General features: G+C 53.1%; 19 protein-coding genes and 1 tRNA gene. 13 read left to right on the forward strand and 7 right to left on the reverse strand.

The window, feature by feature from the left end:
* Window positions 1-10: 10 nt before the first annotated feature.
* The 7 genes from msrA to L3K52_04850 all read left to right on the forward strand — a co-directional run bounded on the left by msrA (window position 11) and on the right by L3K52_04850 (window position 4,705).
* On the forward strand, window positions 11-511 hold the full coding sequence (gene msrA, locus L3K52_04820; protein ID UOG93058.1) for a peptide-methionine (S)-S-oxide reductase MsrA: 501 nt from the start codon (window positions 11-13) through the stop codon (window positions 509-511).
* A complete protein-coding gene (queG, locus tag L3K52_04825) occupies window positions 512-1,561 on the forward strand; it encodes a tRNA epoxyqueuosine(34) reductase QueG (GenBank protein ID UOG93059.1) in 1,050 nt (349 codons plus the stop codon).
* A 110-nt stretch (window positions 1,562-1,671) separates the two neighbouring features.
* Window positions 1,672-1,962: a hypothetical protein gene (locus L3K52_04830; GenBank protein ID UOG93060.1), complete on the forward strand. Its 291-nt coding sequence runs from the start codon at window positions 1,672-1,674 to the stop codon at window positions 1,960-1,962.
* Window positions 1,963-2,154: 192 nt separating this feature from the next.
* Window positions 2,155-2,790 carry a pyridoxamine 5'-phosphate oxidase gene (gene pdxH, locus L3K52_04835; GenBank protein ID UOG93061.1) on the forward strand — a complete coding sequence of 212 codons (636 nt, stop codon included), beginning with the start codon at window positions 2,155-2,157 and terminating at the stop codon, window positions 2,788-2,790.
* Window positions 2,787-3,251, forward strand: coding sequence for an isoprenylcysteine carboxylmethyltransferase family protein (locus tag L3K52_04840; GenBank protein ID UOG93062.1), 465 nt, complete (start codon window positions 2,787-2,789; stop codon window positions 3,249-3,251). Before pdxH ends, L3K52_04840 begins: the two co-directional genes overlap by 4 nt.
* 9 nt (window positions 3,252-3,260) lie before the next feature.
* A complete protein-coding gene (locus L3K52_04845) occupies window positions 3,261-4,088 on the forward strand; it encodes a DUF3298 and DUF4163 domain-containing protein (protein UOG93063.1) in 828 nt (275 codons plus the stop codon).
* Window positions 4,085-4,705, forward strand: coding sequence for a precorrin-8X methylmutase (locus tag L3K52_04850; protein ID UOG93064.1), 621 nt, complete (start codon window positions 4,085-4,087; stop codon window positions 4,703-4,705). Before L3K52_04845 ends, L3K52_04850 begins: the two co-directional genes overlap by 4 nt.
* Here the strand turns inward: L3K52_04850 and uvrD are convergent.
* From uvrD to L3K52_04865, 3 genes are read right to left on the reverse strand one after another with little or no spacing between them, the layout of a single operon-like run.
* Complete coding sequence (gene uvrD / locus L3K52_04855; GenBank protein ID UOG93065.1) at window positions 4,702-6,912, reverse strand: DNA helicase II; 2,211 nt, start codon at window positions 6,910-6,912, stop codon at window positions 4,702-4,704. The genes L3K52_04850 and uvrD overlap by 4 nt on opposite strands.
* Window positions 6,909-7,262, reverse strand: coding sequence for a type II toxin-antitoxin system PemK/MazF family toxin (locus L3K52_04860; GenBank protein ID UOG93066.1), 354 nt, complete (start codon window positions 7,260-7,262; stop codon window positions 6,909-6,911). Before L3K52_04860 ends, uvrD begins: the two co-directional genes overlap by 4 nt.
* On the reverse strand, window positions 7,256-7,519 hold the full coding sequence (locus L3K52_04865) for a hypothetical protein (GenBank protein UOG93067.1): 264 nt from the start codon (window positions 7,517-7,519) through the stop codon (window positions 7,256-7,258). The genes L3K52_04860 and L3K52_04865 overlap by 7 nt, the downstream gene beginning before the upstream one ends.
* A gap of 99 nt (window positions 7,520-7,618) precedes the next feature.
* On the opposite strand from L3K52_04865, the gene L3K52_04870 reads away from it, so the two are divergent.
* Complete coding sequence (locus L3K52_04870) at window positions 7,619-8,083, forward strand: YaiI/YqxD family protein (protein UOG93068.1); 465 nt, start codon at window positions 7,619-7,621, stop codon at window positions 8,081-8,083.
* Window positions 8,084-8,090: 7 nt separating this feature from the next.
* Here the strand turns inward: L3K52_04870 and arsJ are convergent, their stop codons facing one another.
* Entirely contained in the window at window positions 8,091-9,284 is a 1,194-nt protein-coding gene (arsJ, locus tag L3K52_04875) for an organoarsenical effux MFS transporter ArsJ (GenBank protein ID UOG93967.1), read from the reverse strand.
* On the reverse strand, window positions 9,281-10,279 hold the full coding sequence (locus L3K52_04880; protein ID UOG93069.1) for an ArsJ-associated glyceraldehyde-3-phosphate dehydrogenase: 999 nt from the start codon (window positions 10,277-10,279) through the stop codon (window positions 9,281-9,283). The genes arsJ and L3K52_04880 overlap by 4 nt, the downstream gene beginning before the upstream one ends.
* A 157-nt stretch (window positions 10,280-10,436) precedes the next feature.
* Here L3K52_04880 and L3K52_04885 point away from each other — a divergent pair, with 157 nt between their 5' ends.
* A complete protein-coding gene (locus L3K52_04885) occupies window positions 10,437-10,781 on the forward strand; it encodes a metalloregulator ArsR/SmtB family transcription factor (GenBank protein UOG93070.1) in 345 nt (114 codons plus the stop codon).
* 24 nt (window positions 10,782-10,805) lie between these two features.
* Here the strand turns inward: L3K52_04885 and L3K52_04890 are convergent.
* Window positions 10,806-10,881, reverse strand: a tRNA-Arg gene (locus tag L3K52_04890).
* A 226-nt stretch (window positions 10,882-11,107) separates the two neighbouring features.
* On the opposite strand from L3K52_04890, the gene L3K52_04895 reads away from it, so the two are divergent.
* A complete protein-coding gene (locus L3K52_04895; GenBank protein ID UOG93071.1) occupies window positions 11,108-12,151 on the forward strand; it encodes a c-type cytochrome in 1,044 nt (347 codons plus the stop codon).
* A gap of 103 nt (window positions 12,152-12,254) precedes the next feature.
* On the forward strand, window positions 12,255-14,039 hold the full coding sequence (locus tag L3K52_04900; GenBank protein UOG93072.1) for an ABC transporter ATP-binding protein/permease: 1,785 nt from the start codon (window positions 12,255-12,257) through the stop codon (window positions 14,037-14,039).
* A 3-nt stretch (window positions 14,040-14,042) separates the two neighbouring features.
* Here L3K52_04900 and L3K52_04905 read toward each other — a convergent pair whose 3' ends face one another.
* Complete coding sequence (locus L3K52_04905) at window positions 14,043-14,291, reverse strand: accessory factor UbiK family protein (protein UOG93073.1); 249 nt, start codon at window positions 14,289-14,291, stop codon at window positions 14,043-14,045.
* A gap of 246 nt (window positions 14,292-14,537) precedes the next feature.
* On the opposite strand from L3K52_04905, the gene glnK reads away from it, so the two are divergent.
* Window positions 14,538-14,876: a P-II family nitrogen regulator gene (glnK, locus tag L3K52_04910; protein ID UOG93074.1), complete on the forward strand. Its 339-nt coding sequence runs from the start codon at window positions 14,538-14,540 to the stop codon at window positions 14,874-14,876.
* 21 nt (window positions 14,877-14,897) lie between these two features.
* On the forward strand, window positions 14,898-16,262 hold the full coding sequence (locus tag L3K52_04915) for an ammonium transporter (GenBank protein ID UOG93968.1): 1,365 nt from the start codon (window positions 14,898-14,900) through the stop codon (window positions 16,260-16,262).
* Window positions 16,263-16,318: the final 56 nt, after the last annotated feature.

Here is a 16,318-nt window from a genome sequence, read left to right on the forward strand (position 1 = left end):
GGAGCGTGTTATGCAGCAGGCAATGTTTGGTTTGGGGTGCTTTTGGGGCGCAGAACGCAAGTTTTGGCAAACACCGGGCGTCATCCGCACCGCTGTCGGTTACGCGGGGGGGCGCACCGAAAATCCCACTTATCGTCAAGTATGCAGTGGTACTACGGGGCATAATGAAGTGGTGTGGGTGGAATTCGACCCAGACCAGATCAGTTACGACGCTTTGCTGACAGTGTTTTGGGAAGCACACAACCCGACTCAAGGAATGCGCCAAGGCAACGACGTTGGCGAACAATACCGTTCCGGCATTTACACCTATTCGCCTGAGCAACAAGCGGCGGCAGAAGCGAGTCGGGCGCGTTATCAGGTAGCATTAACGGCGGCGGGATTGGGTAAAATCACCACGGAAATTCTGGCTGCACCAACGTTTTACCCCGCTGAGGAATACCACCAGCGCTATTTAGAGAAAAACCCACGCGGCTATTGCGGCTTGGGTGGCACGGGAGTGACGTGCGGCTAAATGGAGATTGCGCGTATTCAAGCCATTGGGCAGGCACTCGGTTTTAATGCCGTTGGTGTGAGCAATATCGACCTGTCGCTTGCCGAACAGCGTCTGCTGGATTGGTTGGCAAAAGGCTATCACGGCGACATGGCGTGGATGGCGCACCACGGCACGAAACGCAGTCGCCCCGCCGAATTGGTTTCCGGCACATTGAGCGTGATCAGTGTGCGCATGGATTATTTGCCGCCGGATAGCGCGGATGCGGTGATGGTGTTAAATCACCCCGAACGCGCTTACATTTCCCGCTATGCGTTGGGGCGTGATTACCACAAGGCGATTCGGCAGCGTCTGGAAAAGTTTGCGCAACAGTTGCAAACCGAAATCGGTGCATTTGGCTACCGCGTGTTCACCGACAGTGCTCCGGTATTGGAGAAACCCATTGCGGTGAAAGCAGGATTAGGATGGATGGGTAAGCACACCAATATCCTCAGCCGTGAGTCAGGTTCGTGGTTCTTCCTCGGTGAGATTTACACCGATTTGTCCTTGGAGGAAACGGGCAGCGTGTCGGAACATTGCGGGCAATGCACCGCGTGTATCGACGTCTGCCCCACGCAAGCCATTCTCGCGCCGTATGTATTGGATGCGCGGCGCTGCATTTCCTACCTCACGATTGAATACCAAGGCAGTATTCCGGTTGAGTTGCGTCCGCTCATGGGTAATCGTATTTATGGCTGTGACGATTGCCAGCTCATTTGCCCTTGGAATCGCTTTGCGCAAACCTCGCCTGAAGCGGATTTCGCAGTGCGCAATGGGCTGGATAGTGCGCGCTTAAGCGAGTTGTTCCAATGGAGTGAAAGCGAATTTATGCGCAAGCTGGAAGGTTCGCCGATTCGCCGGATTGGTTACGAACGCTGGCTGCGCAATATTGCGGTTGCGTTGGGGAATGCGCCACCGAGCCAGCGTGCGCTGAAGTTGTTGCAGCATACGCATGAGGTGTCAGAGAGTGCTTTGGTGAGGGAGCATGTTCAATGGGCTATTGATCAACAAAAACAGGGTATTAGCGGCTAGTCTTTACGGTTTATCTAATATTTTAATCCGAATATCAGCAAATGCTATGAAGCAGCACCGATTTTGGGCATGATGAGTCCATCACAAACCTAAACCTTGCAAACAACGCGATGAAAATAAAAACAGTGAATGTGTTGTGGACGTTATTGGCCTTGGTTGTATTGCCCGGCTGCACGACCGTCAAAAATAATAACCTATACAGCATGTGGGAAGAACGTGCCTACAGTGCTTATGGAATGCCCGTACCAGCCGCCTCGGTTAATCCCTTTAGCGCTGCGATGCTGTACCGCCCGGCTCCTAATAGCCCATTGGAAAGCGTTTCAGCGGCATTATTGAACGTTTCACGCACTGTTTCGGAGCAAGATGCAAAATTTATCTCGCAATATTACTCATTACAATAATATTATACTATAAATTCTATTTGTTAGCCCCTGGAGTCCAACGCGGACTCCACTTTGACGCAAAGGTCTTAGCCCTTCCTTTGTGTCTTTTTGGCCAGACCCATTATTTTAGGGTCTGGCTTTTTTATGTTCGCTAACAATTCAGGTAGAATCCGCGTCAGCCACGCAATAATTATCAGGAGTGAGAGCAGCATGGATATTTCATCATTGCGCCATGAATACACCAAAGCAGGCTTAAGTCGCGACATATTGGATCCCGATCCCTACCAACAGTTCAGTTTGTGGTTGCAGCAGGCGATAGACGGTGAAGTGCTGGAACCCACTGCCATGCAGATTGCGACGGCATCCGCGACCGGCAAACCCACGCTGCGCACGGTGTTGCTGAAATCCTTCGACGCCAACGGCTTTGTGTTTTTCACCAATTACCACAGTCAGAAAGCCCAACAAATTACCGAAAACCCGCAGGTGGCCTTATTGCTGTTCTGGAAAGAGTTGGAGCGTCAGGTGGAAATTACCGGACGCGCTGAAAAAATTCCCACCTTAGAATCCCTGCGTTATTTTGTGACGCGCCCGCGTGGGAGTCAGTTGGGTGCATGGGTTTCGGCGCAAAGTTCGGTGATTACTTCACGCACGTTGCTAGAAATCAAGCTGGATGAAATGAAGCGCAAATTCAGCGCAGGTGATATTCCGCTGCCGGATTTTTGGGGCGGCTACCGCATCGTGCCGGATACCATCGAATTTTGGCAAGGTCGCCCCAGCCGTTTGCATGATCGCTTTGAATACCGGCGTCAAGCCGAGGGCTGGGACATTGCGAGGTTAGCACCATGAATTTCCTGCAATTGAAAATTCCCCCGCCGGTTTATTTATTGACGTTTGCGGGTTTGATGTGGGGCATCAATGCGTGGTTGCCGCTGCTGCATGTGATTGCCGAACCGTGGAATCGGGCAGGGTTGCTGTTGATTGCAGTGGCGGTGTTGGTGGACTTTTGGTCGTTGGGTTTGTTTTTTCGCGCGCACACCACGTTTAATCCGATTCACCCCGAACGTACCCATGCGTTGGTGACGACTGGCCCGTACCGTTACACCCGTAACCCAATGTACGTGGGGATGTTGGTGATTTTAAGCGGTTGGGGGATTTGGCTGGGCAGTGTTAGCCCGTTTTTGCTGTTGCCGGTGTTCGTGTGGGTCTTGACGGCGATGCAAATTATCCCTGAGGAAAAAATTCTGGAACAAACCTTTGGTGACGCGTATCGTGATTACAAAGCACGCGTGCGCCGTTGGTTATGGTAAGGATGCAAAATGTTAAAGAAATCAATGCTATTAGCAGCAAGTCTGTTATTGATGACAGGTTGTAAATTGGAACTGCCGAACTTCGGCAGTGGTGGTATCAGCGGGCCACTATCGCTGGAAACGGTGACGTTTGAGCGGGCAGGCGGGCCACAATGCCCGGGCGTGGCGGGTACCACGCCTGAGAATATCCGTTGTGCGAACTTACGCTTGGTTTACCCCAAGATTGTGGCGGCGGGCACGCCTGCGGCTGCGGCAGCGATTAATCAATACATTCAAGCACAATTGCTGGAATACAGCGATGCTGATGGCAAGCCACCGGCGACCCCGGATGAACTTGCCAGCATGTTTGTGGCGGATTACAACAATGTGCCGGAAGCCGCCGGTTTGTGGGAAATGGTGCGCGAGGTGGAGGTGAGTTTTGCCTCTGAACACTTGGCTACCCTGAATATTCGTGAGTCGGGTTATACCGGCGGGGCGCATCCTTTTAGCGGACAGCGTTACGCGGTATTTGATGTGAACACCGGGCAGCAATTGACGCTGAAAGATTTGCTGGTGGCGGGCTATGAGGAACGTTTGAATGTGGCAGGTGAGCAAGCTTTCCGCAACGAACGCGGGTTAGGTGCTAATGACAGTTTGGAAGAAGCCGGTTTTTGGTTTGCCAATAATGCGTTTAAGGTCAACACCAATGTGGGCGTGTCGGGCGATGGGTTGGTGTTCAACTTTAACCCTTATGAAATCGCGCCCTATGCGATGGGGGCGACAGAAGTTACCGTGGGGTATGATGCCATCAATGAATTGATACCGGATAGCAGTTTGCTGGCAGCGTTGGCGCGATGATCGATTACTTGCGCGACCCAGAGCGTATTCTTGAACAGAATTACGCGCGTTTACGTGAACAGGTTGATATGAGTGCATTCACGCCAGAGCAACAGCAAGTGGTTGTCCAGATGGTGTTGGCGTATGGCGACCCTGAACTCGCGAAACACATTCGTTTTAGTGACAATGCCCTGAACGTTGCCAAAAAAGCCATTAAGCAGCGTCATAACTTGTTGTATGACACCGAACTGGTTAAGCACGCGTTGAAAGAATCGTTATTGTATCAAGAGCCGTTGGGGTTTATGGGGCGAGCGTCGGTGATTTCGCAAGCGAAAAGCGCTAAGCAAACCCGTGCGATGACGGCGGTGGATTGTTGGAAACCGTATATGTCGGGTGGAATTGTGCTGATCGGGCAATCGGCGACGGCATTGCTGCATTTGGTGGAATTGCTTCAGGAGGGTGTGCGCCCGCCCGCGCTGATCATTGCTTCCCCGCGCGGCTTTGTGAATGCCACCGAAGCCAAGAAACTGTTATGGAAACAGCATCAGGAGTTGGGCGTGGAATGCATTGTGGTGGACGGCACACGCGGCGGCGGGGTGTTAGCCGCCGCCGCGTTGAATGCCTTGTTGATGGCTTAGATTTTTTCCAAATTGGCGTAACCCAACACCAGCCATTTAACGCCCACCGCTTTGAAATTCACCTGTACCCGCGAATGTGCGCCCGCCCCTTCGGAATCGGTGATCACGCCATCGCCAAATTTGGCATGATGCACCCGCTGCCCGACGCGATAGCCGGTTTCATTGAGGTTGGTGGTGCGCGTCACCAGTTTGGGGGCATTGGCAGGGGCGCGGAATTGGTTATTGCCGCCAAAGCCGGTGGAGTAGGTTTTCACTTTCGGGCGCACTTCTTCCACCAATTCCGGCGGTAATTCGCGCAAGAAACGTGATGGCGGGTTGAATTGGGTGCGCCCGTGCAACATGCGCTGTTCGGCGTAACTCATCACCAGTTCTTTTTCCGCACGGGTAATGCCGACGTAGCACAGGCGGCGTTCTTCTTCCAACCGTGCCGGGTCATCGGCGGACATTTGATGCGGGAACAAGCCTTCTTCCAAGCCGCACAAAAACACCAGTGGGAATTCCAAACCCTTGGCAGAGTGCAGCGTCATCATTTGCACGCAATCTTCACCGGCTTCGCCCTGACCTTCGCCCGCTTCCAACGCCGCGTGCGAGAGGAAGGCGGAAAGTTCGCTCATGTCCGGGGTTTCTTCGGATTGCACGTAGGTGTAACCCTGTGCGGCGGTGACTAATTCGTTGAGGTTGTCGACGCGCCCTTGCCCCGCTTCGCCTTTTTCTTTGGCGAGGAAATGCGGTTTGAGTCCGGCAAGCTCGATGACGATTTCGACTTGTTCGCGCAAGGGCAAGCTGTGAATGTCGCTTGCCATGCGTTTGATCAGTTGCACGAAACCGAGCACGCCATTGCTGGCTCGCGGGGTGAAATCGCCAATGTCAGCGGCTTGCGCGGCGGCTTCCCACAAGGACAGGTTGGTGGCGCGGGCGTGGCTGCGCAAGATGTCAACGGTACGTTCGCCAATGCCGCGTGGTGGGTGATTGACGATGCGTTCAAACGAGGCATCGTCTTGGTGGTTGACGGTGAGGCGCAAATACGCCAGCGCGTCCTTGATTTCGGCGCGTTCAAAGAAGCGTAAGCCGCCATAGACGCGGTAGGGAATGCGGTTTTCGTTAAACGTGCTTTCAAACACCCGCGATTGCGCGTTGGAACGGTACAAAATGGCAACGTCGCGGCGCATTCCGCCCTGATCTACCCATTTTTGAATGCGTCCGGCAACAAAACGCGCTTCGTCGATTTCGTTGAAGGCGGCGTAGAGGTGCAGGCGTTCGCCGTCTTTGCCATCCGTCCACAAGTTTTTGCCCAAACGCCCTTTGTTATTATCAATCAAGGCATTGGCGGCTTTGAGGATATTGGCGGTGGAACGGTAGTTTTGTTCCAGCCGCACCGTTTCGCAATCGGGGAAATGTTTGGTGAAATTGCGGATGTTTTCGATCTTCGCGCCGCGCCAGCCGTAAATCGACTGGTCGTCATCGCCCACCGCAAACACCGGATTCTTATCCCCCGCCAACAGGCGCAACCATGCGTATTGCAGCGCGTTGGTGTCTTGGAATTCGTCCACCAAAATGTGGCGGAAACGGTTGCGGTAATGCTGTTGCAGGTCGGGGTTATCGCGCAGCAATTCCAGCGAGCGCAGCAGCAGTTCGGCGAAATCGACCACGCCGTTGCGTTGGCAGGTTTGTTCGTACACGCTGTAAATTTGCACCATTTGCCGTTGGTTGAAATCGCCTTTGTCTTCAATGTGGTGCGGGCGCGAACCTTCGTCCTTACGCGCATTGATGAAACCAGCAACTTGACGCGGCGGGAAGCGGGTTTCGTCGAGTTCCAAGGATTTGAGGATGCGCTTGACCATGCGAATCTGGTCTTCGGAATCGAGAATTTGGAAGGTTTGCGGCAATTTGGCTTGTTGCCAATGCAGGCGTAACAAGCGGTGCGAAATGCCGTGGAAGGTGCCAACCCACATACCGCCGCTGGGCAGTTGCAGCAGGTCTTGGATGCGTCCGCGCATTTCTGCTGCCGCTTTGTTGGTGAAGGTCACGGCGAGGATGCTTAATGGCGAGACGTTTTCGACTTCGATCAGCCATGCAATGCGATGCACTAGCACGCGGGTTTTACCGCTGCCTGCGCCTGCGAGGACGAGGACGGATTTGGGCGGCGCAGCAACGGCGAGTTGTTGCTGCGGGTTTAGGGGGGCGAGTATGGGGGAGTCTGTATTCATAATATCCGTCGTTCGATCAATAGTTGCACGCCTGCAATGATTTCCTGTATCCGTTCTGCTGACACGTTACCGATTTTTTCGGTCAGTTCGTCCTTGTTGACGGTGTAGATTTGGGAGATGTTTACCACACTGGCTTTGGAAAGGTTTGCTTCACCTTTTTTCAGGAGGACGTTGCCGGGGGATTGCGCCCGCTTGATGTTGGAGGTGAGGCTGCAAACTACTACCGTACTAATCAGGCTGGCATTGAACACGTCATTTTGCAGCACTAAATGCGGATGGCGGTAGCCCGGTTCTGAACCTGTGGGTTCGCCTAAATCCACCCAATAAATCTCGCCTTGCTTGATTACCATGCCTCTGTCTCAAGACGGCGGGCTTGTTTTTGTTTCATGGCGGTTTGTAGGTGTGTTTCTTCTGCATCCGGTGCGGCATCGTCGTAAGCGGCGTTGATTTGTGCCAGTAATTGGCGATTTTTGTTTTTAGCAATGAAGTCTTCTACGGCCAGCATGAACAGTTTGCTGCGGGAAATGTGCAGTTCTTGCGCCAGTTGGTTGATGGCATCAAACAAATCTTGCTGAATGGAAATGGCTGTTTTGATACTGGTTGACACGGTGACACCTGCTTAAATGGGGCAAATTCCACTGATAGTATTGACGTTGGTTATACTGGTGTCAATACTATAGACACTACTGTTAGTGAGGAAACCACCATGCAAATCTGGGTCGATGCCGATGCCTGCCCCAATGTGATCAAGGAAATCCTGTTCCGTGCGGCGGAACGCTTGCAAATTCGCACCACGCTGGTGGCAAATCAACCCCTGCGGATTCCGCCGTCGCTCTACATCAAAACCATTCAAGTGCAGGCGGGCTTTGATGTGGCAGACAACCGCATTGTGCAAGATATGGAAGCGGGCGATTTGGTGATTACCGCTGATATTCCGCTGGCGGCAGAGGTGATTGAAAAACAAGGACACGCGCTGAATCCACGCGGGCAATTTTACACCCCGGAGAATATTCGCGAACGTTTACGGGTACGCAATGCGATGGAAGAAATGCGCAACAGCGGGGTGATGACCGGCGGGCCTGCGACTTTGAACTTGAGTGATCGGCAGGCGTTTGCGAATCAGTTAGACCGTTTCCTCACCAAACACGGCTTAACGCCGCGCAAGGTTTGAGCGAATTTCAGGCGTGACGTAGCCGTGTCAGCGGCAACGAGAGCAATAATGCGGCGAATACAAACGCGGCGGAAAACCACAAACAGCCTTCCAGCCCGTATTGCTGATAGCCCCAGCCGGATAATACCGTGCCTGCTAAGCGTCCTCCGGCATTTGCCATGTAGTAAAATCCGACTTTCAGAGCCACTTTGTCGTGATCGGCATACGCCAGAATCAGGTACGAATGCAGTGCTGAATTGATGGCAAATACCACGCCGAAAATCAGCAAGCCGGTGACTAACACCGTTCCGGCATCCCAGCCTTGCGCGAGTGCGACGGCAATGCCTGCCGGAATCACCAGCAATACCAATGCCCAGAATTGCGCCGCACCTGCACCCAGCGAATGCGCTTTCAAGCGCAATAAGGCGGGCGCACTGGCTTGCACCACGCCGTAACCAATGACCCACGCCGCCATGAAAGTACCGACTTGGGTAAAACTCCAGCCCAACACGCCCGACATAAACACCGGCACAGCGACCACAAACCACACATCCCGCGCCCCGAACAGGAAAAACCGCGCCGCTGACAACCAGTTAATCGCCGCATTATTGGAGAATACTTGCGAAAACTTTGGTTTGGATTTGGATTTACCAATCTCATCAGGTAACAGCAACAGCGTCATCAAGGTCACGGCAAACAAACTACCCGCGAGGATCAGCATTGCATCTTGGAAACCGACGACTTGCAACAATACCGCACCGAGGAAAAAACCCACGCCTTTCAACGCATTTTTCGAGCCGGTCAGAATCGCGACCCATTTGAATAAGCGCGTATTCGCATCCTTCGGCACGAGGGTTTTGACACTGGCTTTCGCCGACATTTTGTTTAAGTCTTTGGCAATACCTGAAAGGGCTTGTGCCGCCATCACATACGGCACCGAGAGCAAATGCGTGGGAACCAGCATCCCCAACGCTACGATTTGCAACACCATCCCCATGTGCATGGTGACATTCAGCCCCAGCCGTGCCGCCAGCCAACCGCCGACCAAATTGGTCACAATGCCGAAAAATTCGTAGAACAAAAACAGCATCGCCACCTGAAACGGCGAATAACCGAGCTGGTGGAAATACAGCACCACCAGCATACGGATTGCGCCATCGGTAAGGGTAAATGCCCAGTAGCCGAAGGTGACGGTGAGGTAATTGCGCAGGTCGGTTGTCATGGCAGGCTTGCGACCACTTTTGCCGCCAGTTCCATCATGCGGTTCATGTAGCCCCATTCATTGTCATACCAAGCATAGATTTTCACCTGTGTGCCGTCGATGACCATGGTAGAGGGCGCGTCAATGATGGACGAACGCGGGTCGTGCTTGTAATCGACTGATACCAGCGGGCGCTCTTCGTAACCCAAAATATCCTTCAGGTAGGTTTCTGAGGCTTCCTTGAAATAACCGTTCAGCTCTTCGGCGGTCACTTCGCGTGAGGCTTCAAACACGAAATCGGTGAGGGAGGCATTCAGCAACGGGATGCGCACGGCGTGACCGTTCAATTTCCCCGCGAGTTCGGGGAAGATTTTGGTGATGGCTTTGGCAGAACCTGTGGTGGTGGGGATCATGGATTCGCCACACGCGCGTGCGCGGCGCAAATCCTTATGCCCCTTGTCGATAATGGTTTGGGTGTTGGTGATATTGTGTAACGTGGTCATGCAGCCGTGCTTGATGCCGACTTTTTCGTGCATGACTTTGACCACGGGTGCTAAGCAGTTAGTGGTGCAAGAAGCGGCGGTAATCAAATGGTGTTCTTCGGGTTTGTACCAGTCGTCATTCACGCCATAAACGATGTTCAACGCGCCTTCGACGGGGGCGGCAACAATGACTTTTTTCACGCCTTGATCAAAATACGCCTGCAATTGCTCGATTTTGCGGAATTTGCCGCTGCATTCCAACACGATGTCGCAGCCTGACCAGTCGGTGTCTTCAATGGCTTTGTTGGAGGTGTAGGCAATGGTTTGCCCGGCAATCAGCATATTGTCATCATCAGCACTGCATTCCGGCGACCAAATGCCGTGGATGGAGTCGAATTTCAGCAAGTGCGCGGAAGTGGCGGCATTGCCTGCAATTTCATTGACTTGCGTGAAGGTAAACGCTGGGTTGCCCCATGCGGCGCGAAGACCTAGGCGCCCCATGCGCCCGAAGCCATTGATGCCAATCGTTGCCATTGTAATTCTCTCGTTTATTGCACAATAGCTACGATTATATACGTCAGTGCGAATATAACAAAACCCCTGTTACAAAAACTTCATGTTGACAGGTGCCTGCGTAAGCGCTTGTATTCGCGTTATACTCAACATTAATTTTTAGGATTTGCCCGACCGTATGTTATTGGAAACGTTTACCAAAGCCCTTGCCGATCAAACCCGTTTACGTCTGCTGCTATTGTTAGCCAGTGGTCGTGAGCTGTGCGTGTGCGAACTCACGCAAGCGCTGGAGTTGGCGCAACCGAAGATTTCCCGGCATTTGGCGATTTTGCGCGAAGCCAGTGTGTTGCAGGATCGCAAAGCGGGGTTGTGGGTTTATTACTGCTTACACGCTGAATTGCCAACTTGGGCGCTGGAAGTGCTGGCTAATCTGCAAAGCGGCAGCGCTGACGAAGCTATTTTTCAGGTGGATCAGCAGCGTTTGTCGAAAGCAGAGCGGCAAGTGCCGAATTGCGTTGTCTGAAATTGCGGTTTTATTTGAAAGTATTGGCGCACCCGGCTGGAATCGAACCAGCGACCCTCGGCTTCGGAGGCCGATACTCTATCCCCTGAGCTACGGGTGCATTGCAGAGTGTGCATCATACCCAAGGAGCGTCGTCACGTCTATCATCGCGTTGGTGCGTAAAACTGCATTTTTTAGTATGATTCAAGTCAAGTTTTCGTCGTCGACACATAGCGAATATTAGGAATTTTGAATATAATTCGTCGGTTTACGATTCATTGATGCTTTCGGCTTTTAAGATTTACAGATTGTTGGGCGATTAGCGCTCAGTCTACAGGAGGATACACGTGGCTCACTCTATACCTAAAGACCCTATGGCTAAACCAATGCTGATTGGTGGTCTTCTTTTGATCGGCACAGCGACGGCGGTGTTGGTTTCCAACTTGTTCATTACTATCGGTAAAAATTCCACTAAAGGTGAAATTGACACTACCGCACAAGTCGCAGCGGCAGATGCCAATTTGACACCCATTGGTAAAGTGAACGCGGTTGATAAGTCTATCGTCAAGGTAGCGCGTTCTGGCGAAGCGGTTTACACAGCAGTTTGTACGTCTTGTCACACCGCTGGCACACTGGGTGCGCCTAAAATTGATGACACCGCAGCATGGGCACCGCGCGTAGAAAAAGGTTTAGACGGTTTGATGAAAAATGCCGTCAACGGCATTAATTCCATGCCAGCCCGTGGCGGTGATCCGACCATTACCGATGAAGAGCTGACCAACGCCATTATCTACATTACTGGTAAAGCAGGGCATGATTTATCTGCGCAAGCTAAGCCAGCAGCGGGTGCAGCACCTGCGGTTGCGCAAGCGGCAGACGCAGCGGCTCCTGCGGTTCAAGTTGCGGCGGCGGCTCCGGCAGCGGTACCTGTGCAAGCGGCAGCTCCGGCGGTTCAAGTTGCGGCGGCGGCTCCGGCAGCGGTACCTGTGCAAGCGGCAGCTCCGGCGGCTCCGGCGGCTCCGGCGGCTCCGGCGGCTCCGGCGGCTCCGGCGGCTCCGGCGGCTCCGGCGGCTCCGGTTGCGGCGGCAGCACCTGTGCAAGCGGCGGCTCCGGTTGCGCCGATTCAAGTTGCGGCGGCGCCTGCTGCGGCTATTGATGGTGAGAAGGTTTACAAAGGCATTTGTTTTTCTTGCCATGACGTGGGCGTTGCCGGTTCGCCCAAATTTGGTGATAAAGCGGCGTGGGCACCGCGCATAGCCACGGGTGCTGAAGCACTGTACGGCAGCGCTATTAAGGGCAAGGGCGCAATGCCTGCCAAAGGCGGCAACCTAGTGCTTTCTGACGCTGAAATCAAAGCAGCCGTGGATTACATGGTCGCTAACGCTCAGTGATTACGCGCGGCTAGACTCCACAAAACCGACTCCACAAAACCGAAAGGCGCTACAAAGCGCCTTTCTTTTTTGCAATGCCTGCAATTGCGGGTAGTATGCGCCCATGAAAATACCTAGCACCTCACACACCTATTCTTGGCAAGAACTGTTTCAGCGGATGCTTACTCACCGCAAAGAACTGGTGATTGCTAACCTCGTGGCGATTTTCGCGGTACTGATCAGCGTACCCATTCCGCTGTTGATTCCGTTATTGGTTGACGAAGTATTGCTCGGCAAACCCGGCTGGCTAGTCGCGTGGATGAATGGCTTATTTCCCACCGAATGGCACGGCGCAGTGCTCTACATTAGTTTCATCAGTGTGTTAACCGTACTGATGCGTTTAACGGCACTGGCAGCAGGCGTTTGGCAAAACCGTGAATTTACCTTGATCAGCAAGGAACTCACTTACAGTATCCGCCGCCGCTTGTTAGCGCACATTCAAACGGTGGAAATGACCGAATACGAAACCCTCGGCAGTGGCACGGTCAGCTCGCGGCTGGTGGTGGATGTGGAAACCATCGACAATTTCCTCGGCATCAGTATCAGCAAGTCGATTGTTGCGGTTCTCACCCTGATTGGGGTAACGATGGTGTTGTTGTGGTTGCATTGGCAATTGGCGTTGTTCATTTTGCTGCTGAACCCGCTGGTCATCTTGCTGACCACCAAGCTGGGTTCTTACGTTAAAGATTTGAAAAAACAGGAAAACAGCGCATTCGAGTTATTCCAGCAAGCCTTGACCGAAACCCTCGATACCATCCAGCAAATCCGTGCCAGCAACCGCGCCAGCAGCTTTTTTGGGCGTGTTGCTGAACATGCGCAACAGGTGAAACAACACGCGGGGCAATTTGCATGGCGCAGCGATGCCGCCAGCCGTTTATCCTTCACGGTATTCATCGCGGGTTTTGATCTGTTTCGTGCGGTCAGCATGTTAATGGTGGTGTTTTCCGATCTCAGTATTGGCGAAATGTTCGCGGTGTTCAGCTATTTGTGGTTCATGATGGGGCCGGTGCAGGAAGTGTTGGCGATTCAATACGGCTGGTACGGCGCAAAAGCCGCGTTGCAGCGCATTAATACCTTGCTGGAAATGCAGCCCGAACCGGCTTACCCGCATACGCACAACCCGTTTGCAGGCAAAACCACGGTCAGCGTGCGGGCGGAACACATCACCTTTGCTTACGGTGACAAGCCGCCGGTATTGCGTGATGTGAATCTGACCATTCGAGCGGGGCAAAAAATCGCGCTGGTGGGTGCCAGCGGTGGCGGTAAATCGACGTTCGTGCAAGTGTTGTTAGGCTTGTATCAGCCGCAGCAGGGGCAATTGTATTTCGACGGTGTACCCGTGACCGAGATTGGTTTGGATGTGGTGCGCGAACACGTTGCCACGGTGTTGCAACAACCTGCGCTTTTCAATGACACGGTACGCGCCAATCTGACCTTGGGGCGGCAAGCGTCGGATGATCAATTGTGGGAAGCCTTACGCATTGCGCAACTGGATGACACCATTCGCGAACAGGCGCAAGGCTTAGAAACGATTGTGGGGCGGCAAGGCATCCGTTTGTCCGGTGGGCAACGCCAGCGGTTGGCGATTGCGCGGATGATTTTATCCAACCCCAGCGTGGTGATTTTGGATGAAGCGACTTCCGCGCTGGATACGGCCACGGAGCAAAAACTCCACGCCGCGATGAGCGATTTCCTGCAAGGGCGCACCACGCTGATTGTGGCACACCGTTTGAGTGCGGTGCGCCAAGCGGATCACATTTTTGTGTTTGATGATGGCGGCATTAGCGAACAGGGCAGTCATCATGAATTGCTGGAACAGGATGGTTTGTACCGGAAACTGTACGGTTAGGCGCTATTGGGTTTGCTGGGTTTCGAGCTCAGCGAGCCGCTTTTCCAGCACTTCCAGCTTCTCGCGGGTGCGCAGCAATACCGCTGATTGAATCTCAAATTCTTCTCGCGTGACCAGATTCATCTTTTGCAGGCCGCCTTCGAGCAGGCCGCGCATGTTCTTTTCCACGTCTTCCTGCATGTGGCGCACGGGTTCGGGCAGGAGTGCTGATAATTTTTTCGCTAAATCGTCAAGATTGCCAAAGTTTTGCATACGTTTTCCTTCCGCTTAAGTAAGTGATTCAGATTGTAGCAAATTCGGTAAGCGTGTGGGTATGCCGTAAGCTTAGTGCATTAAAGCGTGCTGACGCACTGTTATGGTGCGAAGGAACGCTCCGAAACAGGGATAAAGCCGCTAAATAGTGGTTATGCCGCTTTTGAGGGATTGGCACGTCAATTGCAACATTTCCCTGTGTTAAGCAATTTAGTTGGCATCCCTTACTAGCAAGGAGTTAGTTCTATGAAAATGGTTACAGCCATTATTAAGCCATTCAAACTCGATGATGTGCGTGATGCATTGGGGAACATTGGCATTAAAGGCATCACAGTGACGGAAGTGAAAGGCTTTGGGCGTCAGAAAGGTCACACTGAGTTGTACCGTGGCGCAGAGTACGTGGTGGATTTTCTGCCTAAAATCAAGCTCGAAGCCGCAGTAGCCGATTCACAAGTGGATCAGGTGATTGAGGCGATTACGCAGTCTGCGAATACCGGCAAAATCGGCGATGGTAAGATTTTTGTCACTTCAGTAGAACAAGTTATCCGCATTCGCACGGGCGAAAACGGCGAAGAAGCTCTGTAAGGAAGGGGGAATTCCATGAATATGCGTTTAGGTTTGATGATGTTGGCGGCGTTACTCGGATTTTCCGGTGTGGCAATGGCTGATGAAGTGGCAGCGGTTCCCGTGCCGGATAAAGGGGATACCGCGTGGATGATGGTATCCACCTTGCTGGTTATTTTAATGATTATTCCGGGCTTGGCGCTGTTTTACGGCGGTTTGGTGCGGGCAAAAAACATGTTGTCGGTATTGGCGCAAGTGTTCGCCATTTTCTGCGTGATTTCCATTTTGTGGGTCGTGTACGGCTACAGCATGGCGTTTACCGATGGCGGCAGCTTGAACAGCTTCGTCGGTGGCTTGAGCAAAATGTTCCTCAAAGGTGTGGATACGGCGGTAACAGTCGAGACTTTCAGCAAGGGCGTGGTGATTCATGAAATGATGTTCATGGTATTCCAATTGACCTTCGCGGCGATCACGGTTGCGTTGATCGTGGGCGGTTTTGCAGAACGGATTAAATTCTCTGCGCTGCTGGTGTTCTCGGTATTGTGGTTTACCTTCTCTTACCTGCCAATGGCGCACATGGTGTGGTTCTGGGGCGGCCCTTCCGCGTATGACGCTCCGGCCGGTTTCTTGTTTGCTAAAGGTGCTTTGGACTTCGCGGGTGGTACGGTCGTACACATCAACGCGGCAATGGCAGCATTGGTAGGCGCAATCGTGGTCGGCAAACGGGTTGGTTACGGGCGTGACCCGATGCCACCGCACAACTTGGTCATGACCATGATCGGCGGTTCATTGCTGTGGGTTGGCTGGTTCGGTTTCAACGCGGGTTCTAACTTGGAAGCGACGGGTACGGCGGTATTGGCGATGTTAAACACCATCGTGGCAACGGCGGCGGCGGCGCTGTCTTGGATGTTTGCAGAATGGGTATTGCGCGGTAAGCCATCTTTACTGGGTGCGGTATCCGGTGCGGTGTCTGGCTTGGTTGCCGTAACACCAGCAGCAGGTTTTGCAGGCCCGATGGGTGCTATCGTGCTGGGTCTGGTGACAGGTGCCGCGTGTTTGTGGGGTGTGACCGGCTTGAAACACATGCTGGGTTACGACGATTCACTTGACGTATTCGGGGTTCACGGTATCGGCGGTATTATTGGTGCCATCGGTACGGGCATTCTGGTTAACCCGGCGTTGGGCGGTTCTGGTGTGTACGACTACGCGGCAGGTGCTGTTGCTGAATACAGTAGCGCACAAGTAATCAGCCAATTGTGGGGTGTCGGTGTTGCGGTGGTGTGGTCAGGGGTTGTGAGCTTTGTATTGTTCACCCTGCTCAAAATGACCATGGGTCTGCGGGTTTCTCAAGACGAAGAACGCGAAGGCTTGGATACCGTATCGCACGGCGAACGTGCCTATTCCTAAGTTATTGTTCAACTGACTATTCTTCGAGTCGATTTGAGGCGGGATTAACACTCCCG

Origin of the sequence: Candidatus Thiothrix sulfatifontis (assembly GCA_022828425.1) — a bacterium.
Taxonomy (GTDB): domain Bacteria; phylum Pseudomonadota; class Gammaproteobacteria; order Thiotrichales; family Thiotrichaceae; genus Thiothrix; species Thiothrix sulfatifontis.